16 protein-coding genes are annotated in these 20533 nt (G+C 40.2%); 3 read left to right on the top strand and 13 right to left on the bottom strand.

Annotated elements, in window-relative coordinates:
• Positions 1 to 632: 632 nt before the first annotated feature.
• Positions 633 to 1685, bottom strand: a complete 1053-nt coding sequence (locus J1899_RS06590) for a cytochrome-c peroxidase (RefSeq protein ID WP_156495810.1) — start codon at positions 1683 to 1685, stop codon at positions 633 to 635.
• 361 nt (positions 1686 to 2046) lie between these two features.
• On the opposite strand from J1899_RS06590, the gene J1899_RS06585 reads away from it, so the two are divergent.
• Together J1899_RS06585 and J1899_RS06580 are read left to right on the top strand one after the other, a co-directional pair.
• Positions 2047 to 3303, top strand: coding sequence for a DUF5068 domain-containing protein (locus tag J1899_RS06585; protein ID WP_246586608.1), 1257 nt, complete (start codon positions 2047 to 2049; stop codon positions 3301 to 3303).
• A gap of 276 nt (positions 3304 to 3579) precedes the next feature.
• A complete protein-coding gene (locus J1899_RS06580; protein ID WP_214478131.1) occupies positions 3580 to 5394 on the top strand; it encodes a dihydroorotate dehydrogenase in 1815 nt (604 codons plus the stop codon).
• A gap of 4 nt (positions 5395 to 5398) precedes the next feature.
• Here the strand turns inward: J1899_RS06580 and J1899_RS06575 are convergent, their stop codons facing one another.
• Positions 5399 to 7054: a M20/M25/M40 family metallo-hydrolase gene (locus J1899_RS06575; protein WP_214478130.1), complete on the bottom strand. Its 1656-nt coding sequence runs from the start codon at positions 7052 to 7054 to the stop codon at positions 5399 to 5401.
• A gap of 293 nt (positions 7055 to 7347) precedes the next feature.
• Between J1899_RS06575 and J1899_RS06570 the strand changes: the two genes are divergently transcribed.
• On the top strand, positions 7348 to 8649 hold the full coding sequence (locus J1899_RS06570; RefSeq protein ID WP_214478129.1) for an NCS2 family permease: 1302 nt from the start codon (positions 7348 to 7350) through the stop codon (positions 8647 to 8649).
• Positions 8650 to 8789: 140 nt separating this feature from the next.
• On the opposite strand, the gene J1899_RS06565 is transcribed toward J1899_RS06570, so the two are convergent.
• The 11 genes from J1899_RS06565 to J1899_RS06515 all read right to left on the bottom strand — a co-directional run bounded on the left by J1899_RS06565 (position 8790) and on the right by J1899_RS06515 (position 20469).
• Positions 8790 to 10148 carry an IS1182 family transposase gene (locus tag J1899_RS06565; RefSeq protein WP_214477539.1) on the bottom strand — a complete coding sequence of 453 codons (1359 nt, stop codon included), beginning with the start codon at positions 10146 to 10148 and terminating at the stop codon, positions 8790 to 8792.
• 320 nt (positions 10149 to 10468) lie between these two features.
• Positions 10469 to 10780 carry a Zn-ribbon domain-containing OB-fold protein gene (locus J1899_RS06560; RefSeq protein ID WP_214478128.1) on the bottom strand — a complete coding sequence of 104 codons (312 nt, stop codon included), beginning with the start codon at positions 10778 to 10780 and terminating at the stop codon, positions 10469 to 10471.
• Positions 10781 to 10782: 2 nt separating this feature from the next.
• Positions 10783 to 11919, bottom strand: a complete 1137-nt coding sequence (locus tag J1899_RS06555; protein WP_066448098.1) for a thiolase C-terminal domain-containing protein — start codon at positions 11917 to 11919, stop codon at positions 10783 to 10785.
• Positions 11916 to 13397 carry a class I adenylate-forming enzyme family protein gene (locus tag J1899_RS06550; RefSeq protein ID WP_214478127.1) on the bottom strand — a complete coding sequence of 494 codons (1482 nt, stop codon included), beginning with the start codon at positions 13395 to 13397 and terminating at the stop codon, positions 11916 to 11918. The genes J1899_RS06555 and J1899_RS06550 overlap by 4 nt, the downstream gene beginning before the upstream one ends.
• Positions 13398 to 13399: 2 nt before the next feature.
• Entirely contained in the window at positions 13400 to 13891 is a 492-nt protein-coding gene (locus J1899_RS06545; RefSeq protein ID WP_066448101.1) for a PPC domain-containing DNA-binding protein, read from the bottom strand.
• Positions 13884 to 14651 (bottom strand): SDR family NAD(P)-dependent oxidoreductase, encoded by a 768-nt coding sequence (locus J1899_RS06540; RefSeq protein WP_066448110.1) that lies wholly within the window; start codon positions 14649 to 14651, stop codon positions 13884 to 13886. Before J1899_RS06540 ends, J1899_RS06545 begins: the two co-directional genes overlap by 8 nt.
• Positions 14652 to 14663: 12 nt before the next feature.
• The gene (locus J1899_RS06535) at positions 14664 to 16010 is read right to left on the bottom strand and encodes a TRAP transporter large permease (protein WP_214478783.1); all 1347 of its coding nucleotides are present in this window, start codon (positions 16008 to 16010) and stop codon (positions 14664 to 14666) included.
• Between the two features lie 5 nt (positions 16011 to 16015).
• On the bottom strand, positions 16016 to 16492 hold the full coding sequence (locus J1899_RS06530; RefSeq protein ID WP_214478126.1) for a TRAP transporter small permease: 477 nt from the start codon (positions 16490 to 16492) through the stop codon (positions 16016 to 16018).
• Positions 16493 to 16507: 15 nt separating this feature from the next.
• On the bottom strand, positions 16508 to 17527 hold the full coding sequence (locus J1899_RS06525; protein ID WP_214478125.1) for a DctP family TRAP transporter solute-binding subunit: 1020 nt from the start codon (positions 17525 to 17527) through the stop codon (positions 16508 to 16510).
• Positions 17524 to 18282, bottom strand: a complete 759-nt coding sequence (locus J1899_RS06520; RefSeq protein ID WP_281420732.1) for an IclR family transcriptional regulator — start codon at positions 18280 to 18282, stop codon at positions 17524 to 17526. Before J1899_RS06520 ends, J1899_RS06525 begins: the two co-directional genes overlap by 4 nt.
• Before the next feature lie 798 nt (positions 18283 to 19080).
• On the bottom strand, positions 19081 to 20469 hold the full coding sequence (locus tag J1899_RS06515; protein WP_214478123.1) for an L-cystine transporter: 1389 nt from the start codon (positions 20467 to 20469) through the stop codon (positions 19081 to 19083).
• Positions 20470 to 20533: the final 64 nt, after the last annotated feature.

The following is a 20533-nucleotide window of genomic DNA, read 5'->3' as shown; positions in this document are numbered from 1 at the left end:
GGGTAATTCCTGAAATCTGTGGCTTCCATTCTTTTCGGGAATGACTCGCCCGTGGTAATTCCTGAAACCTGTGCCTTCCCTGCTTTTCGGGAATGACTTGCCTTGGAGGATTCCTGAAATCTCTAGCTTCCATTCTTTTCGGGAATGACTCGCCTTGGGGGATTCCTGAAATCTGTGGCTTCCCTGCTTTTCGGGAATGACTCGCCTTGGGGGATTCCTGAAATCTGTGGCGTCCGCTCTTTTCGGGAATGACTCGCCTTGGGGGATTCCTGAAATCTGTGGCTTCCGCTCTTTTCGGGAATGACTCGCCCGTGGTAATTCCTGAAATTTGTGCCTTCCGCTCTTTTCGGGAATGACTCGCCCGTGGTAATTCCTGAAATTTGTGCCTACCCCTCTTTTCGGGAATAACTCGCCTTGGGTAATTCCTGAAATCTGTGGCTACCGCACTTTCCAGGAATGACTCGCCCGCAGTTATTCCTCTAAACTTTGACCCACACGTTTTTTAGGATTACTCCCACGCCCTAACTCTGACACACACACCTTTTAAGAAATATTCATTGGCCCTTACTTTAAAGAGAACTCTCCAATTAAAAAAGCCGGAAAATAAATTCCGACTTTCCCAGTAATAACCTTTATGGTATCTCAGGCGTTTCAACTTCTGGCAGTTCACCGCTTAAGCTTTCCATAAAAGCGACAAGCTGCTGCACTTCTTTATCTGTTAAGCCTAATGGATTGATCAGATCACTTTTGTTTACATGATCTCCTCCGCCGTCGTTATAGTAATTTACCACATCTTCTAAAGTGGCAAAGCTGCCATCATGCATAAATGGTGCCGTATGAGCTACACCTCTTAAACCCGTTGTACGGAATTTCCCTTTATCTTCTTCGTTTTTGGTTACCTCGTATCTTCCTTCATCACCTGTCATTCCAAGATTATGATAGCTATAATCAGAGAGCATTGGGCCGGCATGGCAGGTAATACAGCTTGCTTTTCCGGCAAAAAGCTTCATACCTTCTTGTGCATCTGCACTAATTGCATCCTCCTGACCCTGTAAATAGCGATCAAAGGCTGTATCTGAGATGACAATGGTTCGTTCAAATGCAGCGATTGCCTTCGCAATATTATTCGCACTGATCGGATCATTAAAAACAGTGTTAAATTGTTCTACATATGTTGGCACACCATTAAGTTCAATAACAAGTTCATCAATGTCCTGATTCATTTCCACTTCAGATTGTATCGGTCCGAGTGCCTGTTCTTCCAGACTTCCTGCTCTGCCGTCCCAAAAGTATTCAGGATAATAGCCCGAATTGATAATAGTGGGGCTATTTCTGCTCCCTTGTGCGCCTTCAAATCCAAAAAATGTTTCCAGTCCATCTCCATAACCTGCACCTGGAGCATGACATGTCATACAGCTCAATTTATTATTTCCAGACAATCTAGGATCAAAATAAAGTGTTTTTCCTAATTCAACCTTCTCATCTGTCATTTCATTATCAGCAGGTACTGGCATTTCACCTAACGGCTCAAACATCGCTTTTGCATTTTCTAACTCTTCATCGACACCAGCTGTTTCGGTTTCAGGCTGCTCTTTTTCAGGAGCTGCAGTATTCTCGTTTTCATTGCCGCACGCGCTGAGCATTAGAAGAACCATAAATATGAATAACGGATATCTTAATTTCATCAGTTACTCCCCCTCTTTTTCAATTTCCCAATGATAACGCTATCTTTATTTTTCAGTTTGAGTATATAACTAAAATAATGATGATTTAGCAACCATTTCCGAAAAGTTTGTGACACTTATCACAAATCAACTTATGCCTTGTAAACAACTTATTTAAGTTATAAAGACTGCAAAGTTATTTCATAAGATCCTATTATCTATCATTCTCTATTTAACAGATGTTATTTCTTTATACCTATTTTCATTATCATTATGTTTTTATTACCATAGTAATAATTTACTATTTATGTATTTTAATTGAAAAAAGTGTATTAATTCCCTTATAATGAACAGGAAAAAATTACATAACGAGGTGTAAACAGTGAAAACAAAAATTTTGGCAGTTTCTATGTTATCAACAGCACTATTATTAGCTGCATGTGGAAATGGCAGCAATGAGGAAACATCAGCAGCAAACGAAACTGAGGAAACAGTAAAATCTGAACAAACAGAGGAAGTTGAACCAGCAGAACAAGAAGAAACAGAGGAAAGCAGTCAGACAAGTGAATATTTAAATCCGCTCTTAGAAGAAACGGAAGGCACTATTGAAAGCATCTATAAAAACGAATCACCACAGTATACCCATAGTTTAGATGGCTTTAACATTTCCGTGAATCAATATGAAATGACTAAAATCACAGATATGAATCAGGATTACGCTTCTTATTTTAATGATGAAGTAAATGGGTATGTTGTTTCGGCAGAAGTGACACTCGAAAATACAACAGATAAAAATCTATACTATAATAACTTCCATAAAATCCAACTCGAAAATGAGTTAGATTATATAAATTCAGAAAGCAAAAATTTAATACCTGAAGACCAGCAGATTCAAAAGCTCAGAAAGAATCAAGATGAAATCAGCTTATATGAAGCTGGCGAAAAAGTAACCGGTTTGATAACGTTTATTTTAACAGAAGCAGAATTTGAAAAAATGAAAACAGTAACTCCTAAATATATTATTGAGGGTGGAATAGCTGATAATAAGGATTACTCCGGCAGTAATCTTGAAAACTCACCAGCCTATGATTTCGTCTATGCTGGTGAGCAGGCTTCTGCTGTTGCTGATCAGCCTTCGCTTTACCAGGATCGCCTCACAACAGATAACTGGGCTGATAAGACCATCCTCTTTGAAGAAGAAGGAATAAATGAGACAAAGCAAATCGGTGACGTAACAGTAACACTTGAAGGGGTCCAATACACCGATGTTGTTCCGACAGATGCGAATGCATCCATGTTCACTGATTTTGGTGACAGCGGAATTGTTGCCCTAACCGTTAAATTGAACATTGATAATCAGTCTGATTCTGCAGTTAATATTTCTAATTTAGGCACGATGCTTGATGTGGATGACAGCAGAGCAAGATATTTAAACGTTGCACAAGCTGAGCCACGAGATCCGCGTGAGATAGCTGCAGGAGAAGCTGGAGAGAAATATCATGTCTTTTTATTCAGAAAAGATGAATTTTCCATCTATAAAAAATTCACGCTGGAATTTGGTCCATTTTATCTTGAAAGCGGCGAAAAAGCATTCAAAGGCGAGCAAGCCATCTTTGAACTTCCAAATCCGCACCAATAATGCGCTAACAAACCCCAGAAGATTTTCTGGGGTTTTTCTGTTTTACCCAATCCCCCGTTCAAACCTTCCATGCTTATGTTCATGAGGGATATTTTAAAAGTCTTGTACACTCCGAGTGAGAATTCTGTACTGCTTCTAGTGTTGATATTTTATTATAAAGCTTTCTCCTTCAAATGCTCTGTAATTTCCTATTCTCACCATGATAAAATATTTATAGTTTCATAAAGTTTTAAAGCCGTTACAAATATAACGTCATTGTAAGAATGAGGTGATCATATGCCTGATTGGTCTTATCATACAATTTTTAAACCTTTCTTATCTCGCCTTCCTGCTCAAACCGGCAGAGCTTTTATTCACAATGCAATGAATACGATGGTTCATCTTCCGTTCGGCAGCAGGCTTGTTGAATTTTTAGGACATTTAAAACCATCAGCTTCTCTAGAGCAACCATTTTTTAGATACCAGCTGAAAAGCAGAGTCGGATTAAGCGGGAGAATTGATCCGCATTTACTTGGCACATCGGCATTTAATCAGCTTGGTTTTGGCTTCTTAGAAATTGGCCCGGTTTCCCTTCATCAGGATGCAGCAGAAGAAATGCCTTTATTTTCAGAAGATCGAAATTCCTTATATTTACCATCACAAACCTATTCAATTGGCTTAAGTCAAACCATCACACAGTTAAAAAAGCATACAATGGATATTCCATTATTAATCCGGCTTCGCCATCCCCGGGGAAACGCAATTGAAAAGCAAAACGAGCTCCGTGAAATGGCTCATAGATTAGAAGAGTTTGCAGCCGCTTTTGTGATCGAAGCCGATGGGGATGGCTGCAATCTCGAGGAAATCAGCAGGATGGCTGCATCCCTTCCATGTCCCGTTATTCCCGCTATAAAGGCTGAAGATATTAGCATCATAGAATGGGAGCACTTAACAAAACATGAAATGATATTGATTGATACAGATCAGCATGGTTCAATTGAATCTCTTCTGGAAGATGTTCAGAATTTACAGCGCTATACAAACATCATGGTTTCAGGAAGCATTCATGAGCCCGATGACGCTGTAAAACTTTATCATGCCGGCTGCAGATTTATGATGCTATCAGAAGGGTATGTTATATCAGGTCCAGGACTTCCAAAGCGCATCAACGAGGCACTTGCAGATGAAAGCAAAGAAGACATTTCTAATGGAAAGCAATCTGGCTGGATTTATTTTTGGCTTTTTGGGTTATGCATTTTAATTGGCGGACTTATTGCCTTGCTGTTCAGTATGAGCAGAGTGATTTTACCTTATGATGAAACTTTTTTGGGCATGACAAGAGAACAGCTTTTGCTCGTTAACCCGAAAATCATCCAATTCATGGCACATGATCGGATGACACTTGCCGGAACAATGATTTCAGGAGGGTTTCTGTATATGCAGCTGGCAAAACATGCTGTCAGAAACAACATCCATTGGGCAAGAAAAGCTGTCATTATTGCAGGCACTGCTGGTTTTCTTGGTATTCTCTTATTCATTGGGTTTGGGTACTTCGATTGGCTGCATGGATTACTTTGGCTGATCCTCTTGCCTTTTTTTATCCTTGGGTCAAAAAAAACGAAGGAAGCACGGCAATCTCCCTTGTCTAAAAACAGAAAAAATACAGCAGCATGGAAAACAGCCCTCTGGGGGCAGCTATGCTTTGTTGTACTTGGATTTTCATTTGTCATAGGGGGAATTGTGATCTCGGTCATTGGCGTATCAAATGTTTTTGTAAGCACAGATTTAACTTTTATCTGTATGACACCAGAACAGCTCAGCATGTTAAATGAACAGCTGATTCCTGTCATAGCACATGACCGCGCCGGGTTTGGCAGCGCCTTGTTTAGCGTTGGACTGCTCGTACTAATGATTTCATTGTGGGGATTTCATGAAGGAGCAAGCTGGGTATGGAACACACTTTTGATTGGGGGAATCCCTGCTTTTGCTGCAGGGATTTCAACCCATTTTATCATCGGCTATACTTCTTTTATCCACTTGCTTCCTGCCTATTTTGCTCTATTTTTATTTGTGGCAGGACTGCTGCTATCAAGGAGATTTTTAAGAAAATAAACAATCACAAAATACTATTAGTAAAATCACGAATCAGCTTAGGTAAAGTATGAAACGTATATGGCTTATACACACGTTCGGTCCACTTATGACCGCCTTTGCCGAATACACCGAGATTAATAGAAGGGATATTCAGCTGTGTCATTGTTTTAAGAGGCAGAGGAAAGAGAGCGTCCATAGCAGGGAAGTTTTTCCGCAATGTGCTTATATCTTCCTCGCTTCCTTGAAATGACATAAAGCTTCCGTCGGCTAAATAGGGGAAATATTTTCTTACCTTAAAGGTTTCCCCTGTTTCAGCTGATGTTTGCTCCAAGATATTCATTAATTTGGATCTTAAGCTATTGCCTTTTGATTCTGACTCAGACAATGAATTAGACGGTAAAAAAGGTGTTCCATAGAACAAGATGACTCGAGGCTTCTTTTCTGGATCAGCCTGCTGCAATGCTTCCACAATTTCAAAAGCAGTCATTCTGGCATCCATCTTTGCCAACCGGCATAGATGGAGTGTCTCGCTTATGATCTCGTCTGTTTCAATTCCTTCCCTTTTTAGTCTGTCCAAAAGATCTTTGAGCGTTAGAACCTCAATTGCCCAATTGACATCTCTTTTCGGAAGATTATTTGTTTTTCTGTATAACTCGAACGTATCTTCAAGCCGCTTTTCAATCGCTGTACATGCTTCGGCTGCTATTTTGACTAGCTCATCTGTTACGGTTTGTAGAGGTTTTTCGTATATAAAATAGTGAAAAAAGATCCTGCTTGTTACCGCTGTCTGGACATCATATCTCTTTTTTTCATCTCTCATATATAAACAGCTGGGCGGCAGAACAAGCTCATCAGAGAGCTTTTCAGTGAGATGAAAATTTTGATTGATTCTTGTATTCAATTCTGCTGCAATTAAGGTTGAATCTACTCCAAGGAGACTTTCACCTACATGTGACTCTCTTCCAAAGACCGCAAAGCTCGGAAGTAATTTCCCAGCTGCCCCTGTATAAATATATTTCGTTTCATCTCCATCTGCTAAAGGGGATATAAAATCATTGTTTATAGCAGCCACATAATGCAGACCTTTTTTCTCCTTTAATGAGATCAGCTCTGAAAGCGCTGAGCGAATGCCCGCATGTTCTCCCTCTTCATCAGGATTAAACATTACCAGCAGATTTCCTGGCAATTCTTCTCTATTTTCACAATAGTACAGCAGATTAACGAGATGGACAGCGATGCCGCTTTGCATATCCAAAGCTCCTCTTCCGAATAACCATTGTCCTGAAGCCGCATCTTCTTCAAGCTCTGGGTCATTGGGTGAAGATGAAAAGAATTCTTTTAACCCTTGAGGATCGTGGGCAATATCCTGTATAGCTCCATAATCCTCTGTTCCGACTGTATCAATATGAGAATGATAAACCACCGTTTCTTTTACTTCTTTACTACTTGGCAAAAAAGCAAAAACATTTTTGCGTGAAAGGGAATCTTCTTTGATTTCTGAAATCCATACGTTTTCAGGGTGATCACTGAAGTAGGGAAACTGCCCGATCAAATCTGCAATCCATTCAGCCTTTTCCACTTCACCATATGTTAAAGTATAACTTTTCTGTCTTACAAGCATTTTGGTCAGGTATTCTGCCTGTTCAGGCAGGCTCAATGTCCGTAAATATGAATACATTTAATACTCCCCCTACTCTCTGTAAATGACTGTGGTGCTAAAAGCTAAGTATCGCTAATACATCAGCACCTGCTTAAATTAATTCCTCTGCCAATCTATTAAAGATCTATATTTCAGAATATTATATCAACTTTCACAAAGATTTGGTTAGATTATGTTAAATTCATTAAAAATATGCAGTTTAGACTTGAAAACTGCTCATTAAACGAATAATATATACTTTGTGTCTTTAAACGTTCGTTTTTTGAGCATACTAGAACACAAACTGTCTTTTTTCATTGGAGGATTATCTTATGTTTAAATTAAAGGAAAATGGAACATCTGTAAAAACTGAAATGATGGCTGGTATTACAACGTTCCTGACTATGGTTTATATAGTTGTTGTAAACCCGGGCATATTAGCAGATGCCGGTGTTCCTTTTGAGCAAGTTTTTATTGCAACGATTATTGCCGCTGCAGCAGGTACCATTTGGATGGCTTTATTTGCAAATTACCCAATTGCCATTGCACCTGGTATGGGATTAAATGCATATTTTGCTTATTCTGTTGTCGGTACTCATGGAAATATTGATTATGCAACAGCTTTTGCAGCTGTTTTTGTAGCAGGGATTATTTTTATCATCCTATCGTTAACACCTTTTCGCAGTAAATTAATTGAAGCGATTCCTGATAATCTAAAACACGGAATCACTGCAGGAATTGGGTTATTCATTGCTTTCATCGGCCTGCGTTTAACTGGTCTGATTACTAGTCACCCTACAAACTTAGTGGCATTAGGAGATCTGACATCAGCTTCATCTGTCCTTGCTTTAGTAGGATTGGCCATTACATTGATTTTAATGGCATTAAATGTGAACGGTGCTTTATTCTTTGGAATGATTGCAACTGGATTAATCGCCTACTTTACTGGACAGCTTTCATTTGAGCAGGGAATTATGGCACTGCCTTCTCTTCCTGAGGGCATCATTGTTTTCAACCCGATTGATGCAATCGGAGAAGTCGTTCAGCATGGTTTATATGCCGTTGTCTTTTCATTTTTGCTTGTAACGATTTTTGATACAACTGGAACAATGGTTGGGGTTGCACAGCAGGCTGGACTTATGAAAAATAATAATCTGCCGCGCGCACGACAAGCACTATTATCAGATTCTGTCGCTACGACTATTGGTTCGATGTTTGGAACTAGCCCAACTACAGCTTATATTGAATCGACTTCAGGAGTTGCTGCCGGCGGGCGTACAGGTCTTACATCATTAACAGTTGGTGTTCTGTTTATTTTAGCTGCCTTCTTTGGACCGCTTGTCAGCGCGGTTTCAGGTATTTCCGCTATTACAGCACCAGCATTAATTATTGTCGGAAGCCTTATGATGGGAAGCATCGCTTCTATCAAATGGGGAGAAATCGACGAGGCATTTCCTGCGTTTATTATTATCTTGAGCATGCCGCTCACTTCAAGTATTGCTACTGGAATTGCTCTTGGCTTTATCAGCTATCCGATTTTAAAAGTGGCAAGAGGAAAATGGAAAGAGGTTCATCCGCTTGTTTACGTTTTTGCTGTATTGTTTTTATACCAATTGGCATTTCTGCCGCATTAATTTGACGGGCCTGGTTTGTTCCAGGTCCGTCAGATTGTAGACAAAAGGGGTTCGGAATGGTCTCATTCCGAACCCCTTTTGAAGTTTTTTTCTATTTTTATTCATTTAGAGGACAGAATGCAGCTGTCCTATCCTCAGATTTATACTGTTTTTGGGTCCTGCCACGTCCAGTTGGCTATTTTCTTTAAATTCATGGACGCGAAAGTAAGCATCGCTTGCATCGACAATTTTTTAAGTCCCCTTAACGTTGTCCAACGCATTCCATGCTTTTCTTTTGCATCAGCGAAAACACGCTCAATCGTTTCCTTTCGCTTTGCGTATATTGGTTTTACATCTTTGTGATGGCGAAGATGTTCCACTTCCTCCACATATTCCTGCCAAATATGTCGGGTCACCACTTTTTGGCGATTCTTACTCTGTGTACATTGGGGCAATAATGAACAAGTGGCACAAGTCTGTTTCGATGATTTGTATTCACGATAGCCTTCCTTTGTGGTAGTTGAGTAGTTCAAAATCTTGCCCGCTGGGCAAATATAACAATCAAAATGTTCATCATAAACATATTCGTGCTTTCGAAAAAATCCATCCTTTGTACGTGGTCTTGTATAAGGGAGAGCAGGTGTTATTTCTTGTTCAAGTAAGAACTTTGTGATGGCAGGTGTTTTATAAGCTGCGTCTGCGGCAACGGCTTCAGGTTTCCCAACTTTTTCAATCACTTGTTCAACTAAAGGCTCAAGGATTCCACTATCATGAATGTTTCCTGGTGTAACTATATTTCCTAAGATAAATCCGTTGCGATCAGAGGCGGCATGAAACGAATAAGCAAACTGTTTAGTGCGTTCGTCTTTGACGTAGTAGCCACTTTCTGGGTCTGTGGTACTTTCTTTGATCTCTTTTGTTTCCTCTTTTTCAAATTTATCAGGTGGAAATGGCTTCTTCCCATGATCTTCACGGTCATCGTTGATTTCTGTCTGAAGCTGTTCTTGATATGCGCGTGTTTCCTTCCGCACAACTTTCTTCGCAAATTTATGTTTATTCGCGCTTGCTTTTACGTGTGTCGAGTCAATAAAAACATGTTCAGCGCTAATTAATTTCTTTTCCGTGGCCGTTTTTAAGATTCGATAGAAGATCTGTTCAAATAGATCAGTATCTTTAAAACGACGCTCATAGTTTTTACCGAAGGTAGAGAAGTGAGGAACTTTATCATAAAATCCATATCCTAAAAACCAGCGATAAGCCATGTTTGTTTTTAGTTCCTCAATGGTTTGGCGCATGGACCGAATGCCGAAAGTATATTGAATAAAAGTAAGCTTTATTAAAATTACCGGGTCAATACTGGGACGGCCTACTTCTGAATATGTATCTTTCACTAAATCATAAATGAAGGAGAAATCAATAGCAGCCTCCATTTTTCGTACTAAATGGTTTTCAGGCACCAGTTGATCTAACGTAACCATTTCAAGCTGATCACGTTGAATCGAATTATGTTTGGAAAGCATTTTCATCACCTCTAACCTTATTCTTCTTTTATTTTAAAACAAAAAAGACTGTAGGCAAACTCGATTTTCATCGAGTTTGTCTACAGTCTGACGGGCCTGGTTTGTTCCAGGTCCGTTTTTTTGTCTTTTGGCAGATCATTTATGTGAATTTAGTGTTTTATGATGGTAGAAATCTGGTATCCGCCGTCCTTGAAAAATATTCGCCGTTATTTTCATATATCCGCCAAAAACACCGATTTATCCGCCAAACCCAAACAGTCACCCTGCTTCCATAAAAAAAGCACTCCAGCCCAAAAGCTGAAATGCTTCACTTTTATCCCTTAAACCTTCTCAAAAATGTAGGCGTCTCCGTCCTGTTCAACACATTTCACTTCATCGTTAATCTGCACTTCTTCAGATAATCGTCCGGTGATCCTGAGGCCGCTCGGTGTATCAATTAAAGCGACGGTATAGGGAGCAAGGTGTGCGTATTCCTTTGAAGTAACATGAATTCTTGTGAAAGAAAAGACCTTACCAGCACCCTCTTCTTCTGCCTTCTTAAAAGAAGTGCCCTTACAGACCGGGCAAAGCCATTTTCGCTGAACAAATTGCTTTTGGCAGCCTGTGCATTCAAACACTTGTATATTTGCCATGTCTATTTGACCCCCTCAAAGATATGAACGGTCGAATAAGCGCCAGTTCCGCCCAGGTTTTGTGCAAGACCGATTCGTGCTCCTTCAACCTGGTTGCAGCTTGTTCCGCGCAATTGTGAAACAATGTGATAAATTTGCGCCAGACCTGTTGCACCAATCGGATGTCCCTTTGAGAGCAGCCCGCCGCTCGTATTAACCGGAACTACTCCGCCATGTTTGGTGAGGCCTTGCTCAACGGCCTCAAAGCCTGTTCCTTTTGCAAAGAAACCAAGTTCTTCAATGGATAGAATCTCTGTCATTGAAAAACAATCATGCAGCTCCACCACATCAATATCTTCTGGACCCAAACCTGCTTTTTCATACGCACGTCGTGCCGATTCTTTTACAGCAGGCAAGCTTAAAAGGTCCGAAGCTTCCTGCATCTGAGTCGTACCTGATGCCTGACCTGAAGAGCGGACAATAACTCCATTTTCACCTTTTGAAAGAACGATCGCTGCTGCACCATCACTTGTCGGGGAACAATCGAATAAGCCTAACGGTTCTGTGATCATTCGAGCGGACATGTAGTCCTCCATGGTCGCAGGTTTTGTAAATTGAGCAATTGGGTTATGAATCGCGTATTCCCTGTTTTTAAGTGCTACATATGCCAGATGCTTTTTGCTTGCTCCTGTTTCATAAAAATACCGGTTTGCAACAGTTCCAAAAAATCCTGGGAATGTTAGTCCAGCGTGCTTTTCATTTGAATCATTATCCATTGCAGCATTAATGGCATTTGTAATGACCTCTGTAGGAGCACCTTTCATTTTTTCAACCCCAGCCACCAGCACATTTTCATATTCTCCGCTTTGAATCATCAAGAATGCCTGGCGGAAGGCAATCCCTCCTGATGCACAGGCTCCCTCTACTTTAACGGTCGGAATAGCTCCTAAACTAAGATCATTTGCCACAATCGCACCTAGTATTTCCTGATTGCCAAGAGACCCGGACATAAAGTTTCCAACATAGACTGCATCTATTTTGGGGAAATCAGCTTCCTTGAGGGCTTGAAAACAGGCATCCAATAGCAGGCTCTTTAATGTCTCTCCTTCATGTGTGCCAAATTTCGTGATTCCAAGTCCAGATACATTCACTTTGTTCATTGTACTCCGCTCCCCTCCTGTTCCCGCAGCTCCCTTTTTAAAATTTTCCCATAACTGCTTTTCGGCAATTCTTTAACAATATGAATCTGTTTAGGCTTTTTATAGCTTGCGAGATGATCCTTGCACAGCAGAAGTAATTCATTTTCATCGACAAAATGCCCTTCATTTAAAACACAATAAGCAACGACCATTTCTCCCCACTTTTCATCTGCAATCCCAAGAACACAAGTTTCTTTAATGCCTACATGCTTATTAATGACCTCTTCAATTTCTCTCGGATATATATTTAAACCGCCGCTGATGATGACATCCTTTTTGCGGTCGACAATATGCAGATAGCCTTGCTCGTCACACCAGCCTAAATCACCTGTGTAAAGCCAGCCATCTCTTAATGTTTCCTTTGTTGCCTTGTCATTTTTCCAGTAGCCCTGCATAACCAATGGACCTTTGCAGATGATTTCGCCAATTTCTCCCTGAGGCACCTCTGCACCATGATCATCGACCAGCTTCATTTCAACAAACGGACCTGCTGTACCGCAGGATTCAAGCCTGTTAATAAGCTCTTGTCTCGGCATCACTGTAATGGTCATAGGAGCTTCTACCTGGCCATATGTCTCAATAAAAATAGGTCCTGCCTTCTCAATCGCCTGCTTTAATTTGCTTGCAGCTATCGAAGACCCTGCCATATTAATAGATTTAATATTTGATAGTTTTTTTGCATCAAAATCAGGGCTCTGAATCATTAGATTTACCATTGTTGGCACCATAAAGATAAAAGAAACCTTCTCTTTTTCTACTTCATTCAAAAACTCAGAAGGATTAAATTTATCAAATACCACTTGAGTTAAGCCGAACAGCCATGAAATATGTGATAAAAAGTTGCTTCCATGCGTCAAAGGAGCAACATGCCCAACAACATCATCTGCTGTGATCTCACAGACAAGTGCTAATGAAAGAGCACTTGAAATCATATTGCGATGTGAAAGCATAACTCCTTTTGGCTTGCCCGTTGTCCCAGATGTATACATGATCGCAAATAAGTCGTCTTCCTCCACATCCATCTCCGGCTGTAAAGATTCTTCTGCAGATAACCAGCCTTCATAATCATGACCAATAAATACACACTGGCAGCTGCGTGTTACCTTTTCAATCAGCTCTTCTTCACCTATTAAAATCTGCACATCAGCATTCTCTAAAATGTATTCAACTTCTCTTTCATGTAAACGGTAATTAAGAGGAACTTTGATAAAACCGCCGTAAGCCGCTGCTAAATCAAGCTCAATATGCTCCAGCCGATTAGACATTAAAATGCCTATACGGTCGCCTTTTTTCAAGCCGGCTTTTTTTAATGCTGCATATAACTGAAAGACTCTCGTTTGCAGCTGGGCATATGTTAAACTTCGATAAGCATCTTTAACAGCTATTTTATCCGGATAACGCTTAAATACTTTCCCTGCTAAATCAGCGATCGTTTGCATGATTACGCCTCACTTTCATCATAAAAGTTAAACAGTGAAAACCCTGATGGCTGATAGGTCTCTCTTACAGGCTGAATGCCTTCAGCCACTATAATGGTGAACTCGAGCGTAATCGCTACGATTGTTTTTCCTTCTAAGAAGTGCCCGCCAGAGACATTTTTGCGATGATCTACAAAGACACCGTGAAAATGAATATCAAGATCTCCTTGTTCATCTACCCCAATAAACCCATTGCCTGAAAGCAATTCAACAGGGGTGTTCCATTGAATCGGTTTTGAATATGCCATTTCTCCATCGTTATAATCCAATTGCACGATCTCTATATTTGAAAGCGAGCCAATGCATGAAATCGAGCCTGATTTTACTCCATGCCGTTCACAAACCTTTTTTAATCCGCCCAGCAAATCTTCTCCAGGAGCAAGATAGCCCATTATGATGCCTCTTTTTTGATCAAATACAGATCGTGATGTGCGCTGAACAGGTACTTTAACCAATGGCAGCGCCCCCGCATACCTTTAGAACCTGACCCGTCGTGTACCCTGCTTCTTTTGAAGAAAGATATAAAACTGCTTCGCCGATATCATCAGGTGTGCCCATTCTTTTGACAACCTGACTGTCCAGGTTATAGGCCATCCCTTTAGTAATGGCTGTTTCAACTGCTCCTGGAGCAATGCTGTTGCAGACAATACCAAGCGGTCCCACTTCTTTAGCAACCCATTTCGTAAAAGCAATTACACCACCCTTAGAAGCCGCATAGCCAGGGCCGGATCTTCCTTTCGTACTGCCTGGCTCGTAGCTTGAAATATGTCCGCCAACTAAGCCCGAAATTGAACTAATATTGACAATCCGCCCATACTGCTGCTCCTTCATATACGGATAGATCACGGCCTGTGTCAGGAAAAAAGTTGCTTTTAAGTTCGTATCCATATCACGGTCCCACATCTCTTCGGTCATTTCTTCTAAATCCAGTCTGCTGCATGTTCCGGCATTGTTAACTAGGATATCTATCCTTCCTAATTTCTCATGCACATCTTTAACCAGATTTTGAATGGCAGATTGATCTCTTATATCCACTTCATATGAAAATACCTGCACAGCAGGATTTAATTCTTTAATTTCTGCTTTTGTTTCCTCACTTGGCATTAAATCGACAAGAACTACATGTGCACCTTCCCGCGCCAATACTTTCGCACATCCTGCCCCAATTCCTCTTGACGCACCCGTTACAATCGCTACACAATCTTTAACTTTCATCTAAAAAACCTCCTATTTAACTCCTAATAAATCCGGTAAAAATGTTGTAATTGCCGGGATATATGTGATCAGAAGCAGTACAGCAACTGATGCGATAAAAAATGGGATGATTCTCTTTGTTATCTGATTCAAGGTAACATTTGCCTGCCCAGAAGCAACGTAGAGATTGACGCCAACCGGCGGTGTAAACAAACCAATGGCAAGATTGACAGTCATCATAAGTCCAAATACAGTTGGATCGACATCTAAAAACAGCATAACCGGCAAAAGAATTGGAACAAAAATATAGAAAGCAGAAATAGCATCCATAAAAGCTCCAGCAATAAGTAAAAGAAGATTAATCAGCAAGAGAATAATATACTTATTATCAGTGAGCCCTAACAATCCATCAGCGATCTGCTGTGCAATCTGCTCTGTCGTAATTAAATAAGCAAAAACAGATGCTGCACTTACAATAAACATGACTGTGGCAGTCTGAACGGAAGAAGCAATGAGGATTTTTTTAACATCCTTCAGCTTCAGCTCTTTATAGACAAACACGCCCACAAATAATCCATAAAAGACTGCAACTACAGCGGATTCAGTCGGAGTAAAAATTCCACCGTAAATTCCGCCTAGTATAATGATGGGAATAAGCAATCCCCAAATCGCATCATAAAGCGCTTTCATTTTTTCTGGTAATGGAACCTTTTCTGCGGCTGCAGAGATTTCCTGTTCAATATGTTTCTCTGAATCTGTTAAGGCCCTTTCACTCATATCTTTTTTCTTTACATATAAAGCCGCTGCGATAAGCGCTATTCCTAAAAGAATACCCGGGATAATTCCAGCAATGAACAGTCTTCCAATCGAAACAGCAATTTGATCGCCAGCTACGACCGCAAAGACAATGAGTGCGATACTTGGCGGAATGATAATGCCAATTGAGCCTGAACTTGCCAGGAGTGCAGCTGCTGACTCCTTTTTCATGCCGTTCTTAACTAGTGCAGGTGTTAAAATACCGCCAATTGCGGCTACCGTCGCTGGCCCGGATCCTGATATAGCGGCAAAAAAGATCGCCGTCATGACAGTGACAAGAATAATGCCGCTTTTTCGATGTCCCACAAAGACATCAGCCAAATGGATCAGGCGCTTTGAAATTCCCGCATATTCCATAATGACGCCAGCAATAACAAAGAACGGAATCGCAAGAAGCGTAAACTTCGCTACACTGGTGTACATAATATCTGCTGCAATTTCGATGGATGAGAAACCCATAGAGGTTATTAATGTCACGATGGATGCTGCTGCCAGTGAAATAGCAATCGGCACTCTAAGGAGCAGCAGCAGAAAAAACAAACCAAAAAGAATAATCGCTTCCATTTCCATCAGTCACTTTCTGTTTTTAAAATTTTTAACTCTTTTACCATGGATTCAATCGCCCGAATGACACATAACACACAGCCAGCAGGAAAGCCGATTGTAAATACCCATTGTGACCACCCTAAAGCAGGTGTCATCTGATTCGTCATCATTTGAAACTGAACCATCATCGCTCCATAATAAGCACATAACGCAAACACAATGATAACGATCAATCCTGAAAACAGAACAAGTGCCTTTTTTAATGACTCATTCACTTTATCAAATACGAGCGTAAAACCAAGGTGTGCCTTCTCTCTCACTCCTACAGCTGCTCCAACAAAAGTTAGCAGAACAAACAAATTAATCGTGATTTCTTCTGTAAAAGCGAGTGAATTGCCAAAAAAGTATCTTGAAATGACATTTAAGAAAGCAATTAAACACATGATGGATGCACTTAAGATTAAGACGCCATTTTCAACCTTAGCCAGCAGTGTAGACATGACTCACACATCCTTCTATTCATTTTCCTGAAAGGCTTTCAAAAGATCCTCTCCCCAGATAGACTCATATTGGTCATAAATTGGCTGAGCTGCTTCTTTAAACTGATTAATTTCTTCCTCTGATGGGTAATACAATTGCATTCCAGCTTCTTCTAGGCTTTTAATTTGCTCTTCCTCAAGCTTTCTAGCTTCAGCAATCTGAAACTCGTTAGCATTAGCTGCTGCTGTCTGAATAATTTCCTGATCACTTTCACTTAAAGAATCAAATAACTTTTTATTCATTCCAAGAACGAGCGGATCGTAAGAATAATTCCACATTGTCATATAATCCTGTACTTCATTCAGCTTTGACGAATGAATAACGTCAATTGGATTTTCCTGCCCATCAATCGTTCCAGACTGCAGGGAAGTAAAGACTTCAGAGAATGTCATTGTAGAAGGGTTAGCGCCAAACTCAGTCCATAAATCTGTGTACATTTTAATTCCGGGAATTCTAACTTTTAATCCGGCTAAATCATCTGGTGAGGTAATTTCCTTCGTGCTGTTAGTTAATTGACGGAAACCGTTTTGCCCAAAGCCCAGAGGCTCGACTCCAAAATCTCTAAGAATCTTTTTAATCTCTTCACCGCCAGGTCCATTTAGCTTCTCATCCACTTCGTCCAGATCGCTGAATAAAAATGGTGCACTTAACACGCCAAGCTTTTCATTCAGGATTGAATAGATGATCGTTGAATTGTATGTTAAATCAATTGTCCCCTTTGCCAATGACTCTACAGCCTTGCCGGAATCTCCGCCTGAAAGCTGTTCATTCGCAAAGATATCAATGGTAATCCGGCCATCTGTCTCAGCTTCTACTTCCTCTGCAAACTTTTCAGCCGCCTTATACCAGGTAGAGCTGTCACTTACCGTCACAGACATTTTTAAATTATGCTTATCATTACTGCTGCCTGCACTTGATTCACTTCCGCATCCGCTTAAAATCAGCGAAAAGATAACGCTTACAAAAATAAATAAAAACCTCTTCTTATTTTTCATTTCCCGATACTCCTCCTTGTTTTATAGCCTAATAGATTGGAAATTTTTCCTGCTACAATCAACGATTCTGATACAGCAAACTCCACTTTCTCCGGAGTGAATCGATAAGAAACCCCCGCGATAGACAAAGATGCAACAATTTTTCCGGTGTGATCATAAATTGGGACAGCAATTCCCCGCAAATATTCCTCCCATTCTTCATGGTCCACCGCATAGCCTTGGCTTCTGATTTTCCTGATTTCTTCTCTGAAGACGTTTTGATCTGTAATCGTATTATCTGTTATTTTCGATAGCTTTTGCCTCAACAAGTAATCTTCCAGTTCCGTTTCACTTAAATGGGATAAATAAAGCTTGCCGCTCGCAACACAATATAACGGTGCTGTTTTCCCTGAATCCACTACAATGCGCAGTGCGGACGGGCTTTCAACTTTGCCTAAATAAAAGACCGTATCATGGCGATAAGTAGAAATAATAGCGCTTTCATTTACTTTGACCGAAAGTTCTTCCAACTGATGTTTGACCATATCAAACAGTTTTAGTTCGAAAAATACTTTGGTGCCTAACGTTTGGAATTTGTAAGAAATTTGATAATCATCGTTTTCATTTTTTTCGATGTACTGAAGTGACTCTAAGGTGGAAACATAACGGTGGATGGTTGCTTTGTTGCTTTTCATCAGGGTAATTAGGTCCATAAAACTTCGTGGATGCTCAACAATGAGTTCGAGCAGCTGAAATGCCTTTTCAACCGCTTTGATATTTTGCTCGATCTTTCGCTCCCCCTTTCCTGAAATGCATGAGGTGATTTCTGTTCAAAAAATGAAACTCAAGTTTCGTTTTCATTATATTTTCAAGTTAACAAAATAGTCAATATTTTTTAAATATAGTAACTATTCTTATTATTTCAGAAAAGTGATTTGGAATGTTTTTTTATCGACAATAAATGAGGACTTTACACCTAATATTGAATTCTTCGATTTCATAATTAGTTGAGCAATAAGAAGTAATTGTTCCATTGCGCTGCAGACACTCGCTTTCCGAGGGGAGGAAGCTGAGCCTCCACGGCACGCCTGCGGGGTCTCAGCCTTTCCTCTATTGCCCTCCGGAGTCGAGTGCCCTCCGCTTCATTCCACGCGTTTTAAAAAGGTTATTTAGAGAATACAAGATAAAAACATAGCCACATTGAAATGACTCAAAGAAAAGGATTTTACTGAACAGATATTTCGACATTCCTTCTATACGCATTCAATAAAACATCCTCACAGTGACAATAATTATTATAGGAGTAAATAGAAAAACTTTAAATTTTTTTAAAAATAAGAGATATATAGCAGTCTCAAAAACATAAAATGAGTCTAAAAATTGTAACTCTTTGTTTCTCAAATGCTGCTAAAATAAAAAAACATTTTGGCGTGTGTCCCAAAATGTTAGAAATAGCTTGCTGATTGGCAGGGCCTATGTGCGAAGACATAATTCTTTCCAGTGCTGCTAATTATACTGTTTGAAAACATCAGTAAAAAAACGCCCCAGATTAGGCTGGGACGTTTTTTGTCTTCTTATGCTTCTGCTTCAATTTTTGCATTCATATCGTTGTATGTGCTGCTGTCAATGTCACCAGTAATTCGGCTTGTAAGAATACCTGATGTCATTGATCCGCTTACGTTGACAGCTGTACGGCCCATGTCGATAAGAGGCTCAACGGAAATAAGAAGACCCGCTAAAGCAACTGGCAAGTCTAGTGCTGAAAGAACGAGGATGGCTGCGAATGTTGCTCCGCCGCCGACGCCTGCTACACCAAACGAACATAGTGCCACGATCAGAATGACTGTAAAAATAAATCCAGGTGTAAATGGATCGATTCCAACTGTTGGCGCAATCATAATGGCAAGCATCGCTGGGTAAATTCCAGCACAGCCATTTTGGCCGATTGATAATCCAAATGAGCCGGCAAAGTTGGCGACACCTTCAGAAACACCTAAAGATTTTTGAGTTTTAATGTTTAATGGAAGTGCACCAGCACTTGTTCTAGAAGTAAACGCAAATGTTAAAACTGGGAATGCCTTCTTTAGATAAGTCAATGGGTTTAAGCCCGCAAACGTGATTAACAATAAGTGAATAATAAACATAACCGCTAAAGCAACATATGAAGCAATCACAAACTTACCGAGACTGAGAATGGCATCAAAGTTACTTGTTGCAACCGTTCTGGTCATAATCGCAAGCACGCCATATGGAGTTAATCGGAGAATCAGCGTAACTACTCGCATAATTACCGCATAGAACGCATCTACAATCTTAGCAAATAACTCTGCATGCTCAGGTGTTTTTCTTCTAACTCCTAAATAAGCAATTCCTAAAAAGGCTGCAAAGATAACAACACCAATTGTTGAAGTGGATCTTGCTCCAGTTAAATCAGAAAACGGGTTAGCCGGAAGCAATTCTAGAATCTGCTGCGGCAGAGTATTTCCTTCCATTTCCACTGAACGTTCTTCCAGCATCGTTCCGCGTGCTGTCTCAGCATCACCTGCTGTAATTTGACCAGCTTCAAGTCCGAATCCAAAAGCAGATCCAATGCCAACTGCTGCAGCAACTGCTGTCGTTCCAACAAGCAATCCTAGGATCAGCACACTGATTTTCCCTATGTTATTGGTCAGTTTTAATTTAGTAAAAGCAGCCAAAATGGAGATAAATACAAGCGGCATAACAATCATCTGCAGGAAATTTACATAACCATTCCCGACAATATTAAACCAGTCTGCACTTTGAGCAATAATATCTGAACCTGCTCCATAGGCGAATTGCAAAATAAAACCAAACAGAATTCCTAAACCTAAAGCGGTAAAAACTCTCTTTGAGAAAGAAACATGTTTCTTTTGCATGTAAAATAAAGCGAAAATAAGCAATAGCATAATAGCAATATTCAAAATTAATAAACCTGTCTCCATCTTCACACCTCCTATTAATATGTACCTCAAATACTGATTAACTATAAAACATGTAATCTGATCA

The sequence above is a fragment of the Cytobacillus gottheilii genome (assembly GCF_018582665.1).
GTDB classification, from domain to species: Bacteria; Bacillota; Bacilli; order Bacillales; family Cytobacillaceae; genus Cytobacillus; species Cytobacillus gottheilii.
This window is presented reverse-complemented; position numbering and strand designations above follow the sequence as displayed.

Bases quoted from the DNA above. Each gene is read 5' to 3' on its own strand.
- J1899_RS06570 (WP_214478129.1), top strand. From the start codon at position 7,348: ATGTTTAAATTAAAGGAAAATGGAACATCTGTAAAAACTGAAATGATG.
- J1899_RS06560 (WP_214478128.1), bottom strand. From the start codon at position 10,780: ATGGCAAATATACAAGTGTTTGAATGCACAGGCTGCCAAAAGCAATTT.
- J1899_RS06550 (WP_214478127.1), bottom strand. From the start codon at position 13,397: ATGCAAACGATCGCTGATTTAGCAGGGAAAGTATTTAAGCGTTATCCG.
- J1899_RS06535 (WP_214478783.1), bottom strand. From the start codon at position 16,010: ATGGAAGCGATTATTCTTTTTGGTTTGTTTTTTCTGCTGCTGCTCCTT.
- J1899_RS06580 (WP_214478131.1), top strand. From the start codon at position 3,580: ATGCCTGATTGGTCTTATCATACAATTTTTAAACCTTTCTTATCTCGC.
- J1899_RS06530 (WP_214478126.1), bottom strand. From the start codon at position 16,492: ATGTCTACACTGCTGGCTAAGGTTGAAAATGGCGTCTTAATCTTAAGT.
- J1899_RS06565 (WP_214477539.1), bottom strand. From the start codon at position 10,148: ATGCTTTCCAAACATAATTCGATTCAACGTGATCAGCTTGAAATGGTT.
- J1899_RS06525 (WP_214478125.1), bottom strand. From the start codon at position 17,527: ATGAAAAATAAGAAGAGGTTTTTATTTATTTTTGTAAGCGTTATCTTT.
- J1899_RS06555 (WP_066448098.1), bottom strand. From the start codon at position 11,919: ATGAACAAAGTGAATGTATCTGGACTTGGAATCACGAAATTTGGCACA.
- J1899_RS06515 (WP_214478123.1), bottom strand. From the start codon at position 20,469: ATGGAGACAGGTTTATTAATTTTGAATATTGCTATTATGCTATTGCTT.
- J1899_RS06575 (WP_214478130.1), bottom strand. From the start codon at position 7,054: ATGTATTCATATTTACGGACATTGAGCCTGCCTGAACAGGCAGAATAC.
- J1899_RS06590 (WP_156495810.1), bottom strand. From the start codon at position 1,685: ATGAAATTAAGATATCCGTTATTCATATTTATGGTTCTTCTAATGCTC.
- J1899_RS06540 (WP_066448110.1), bottom strand. From the start codon at position 14,651: ATGAAAGTTAAAGATTGTGTAGCGATTGTAACGGGTGCGTCAAGAGGA.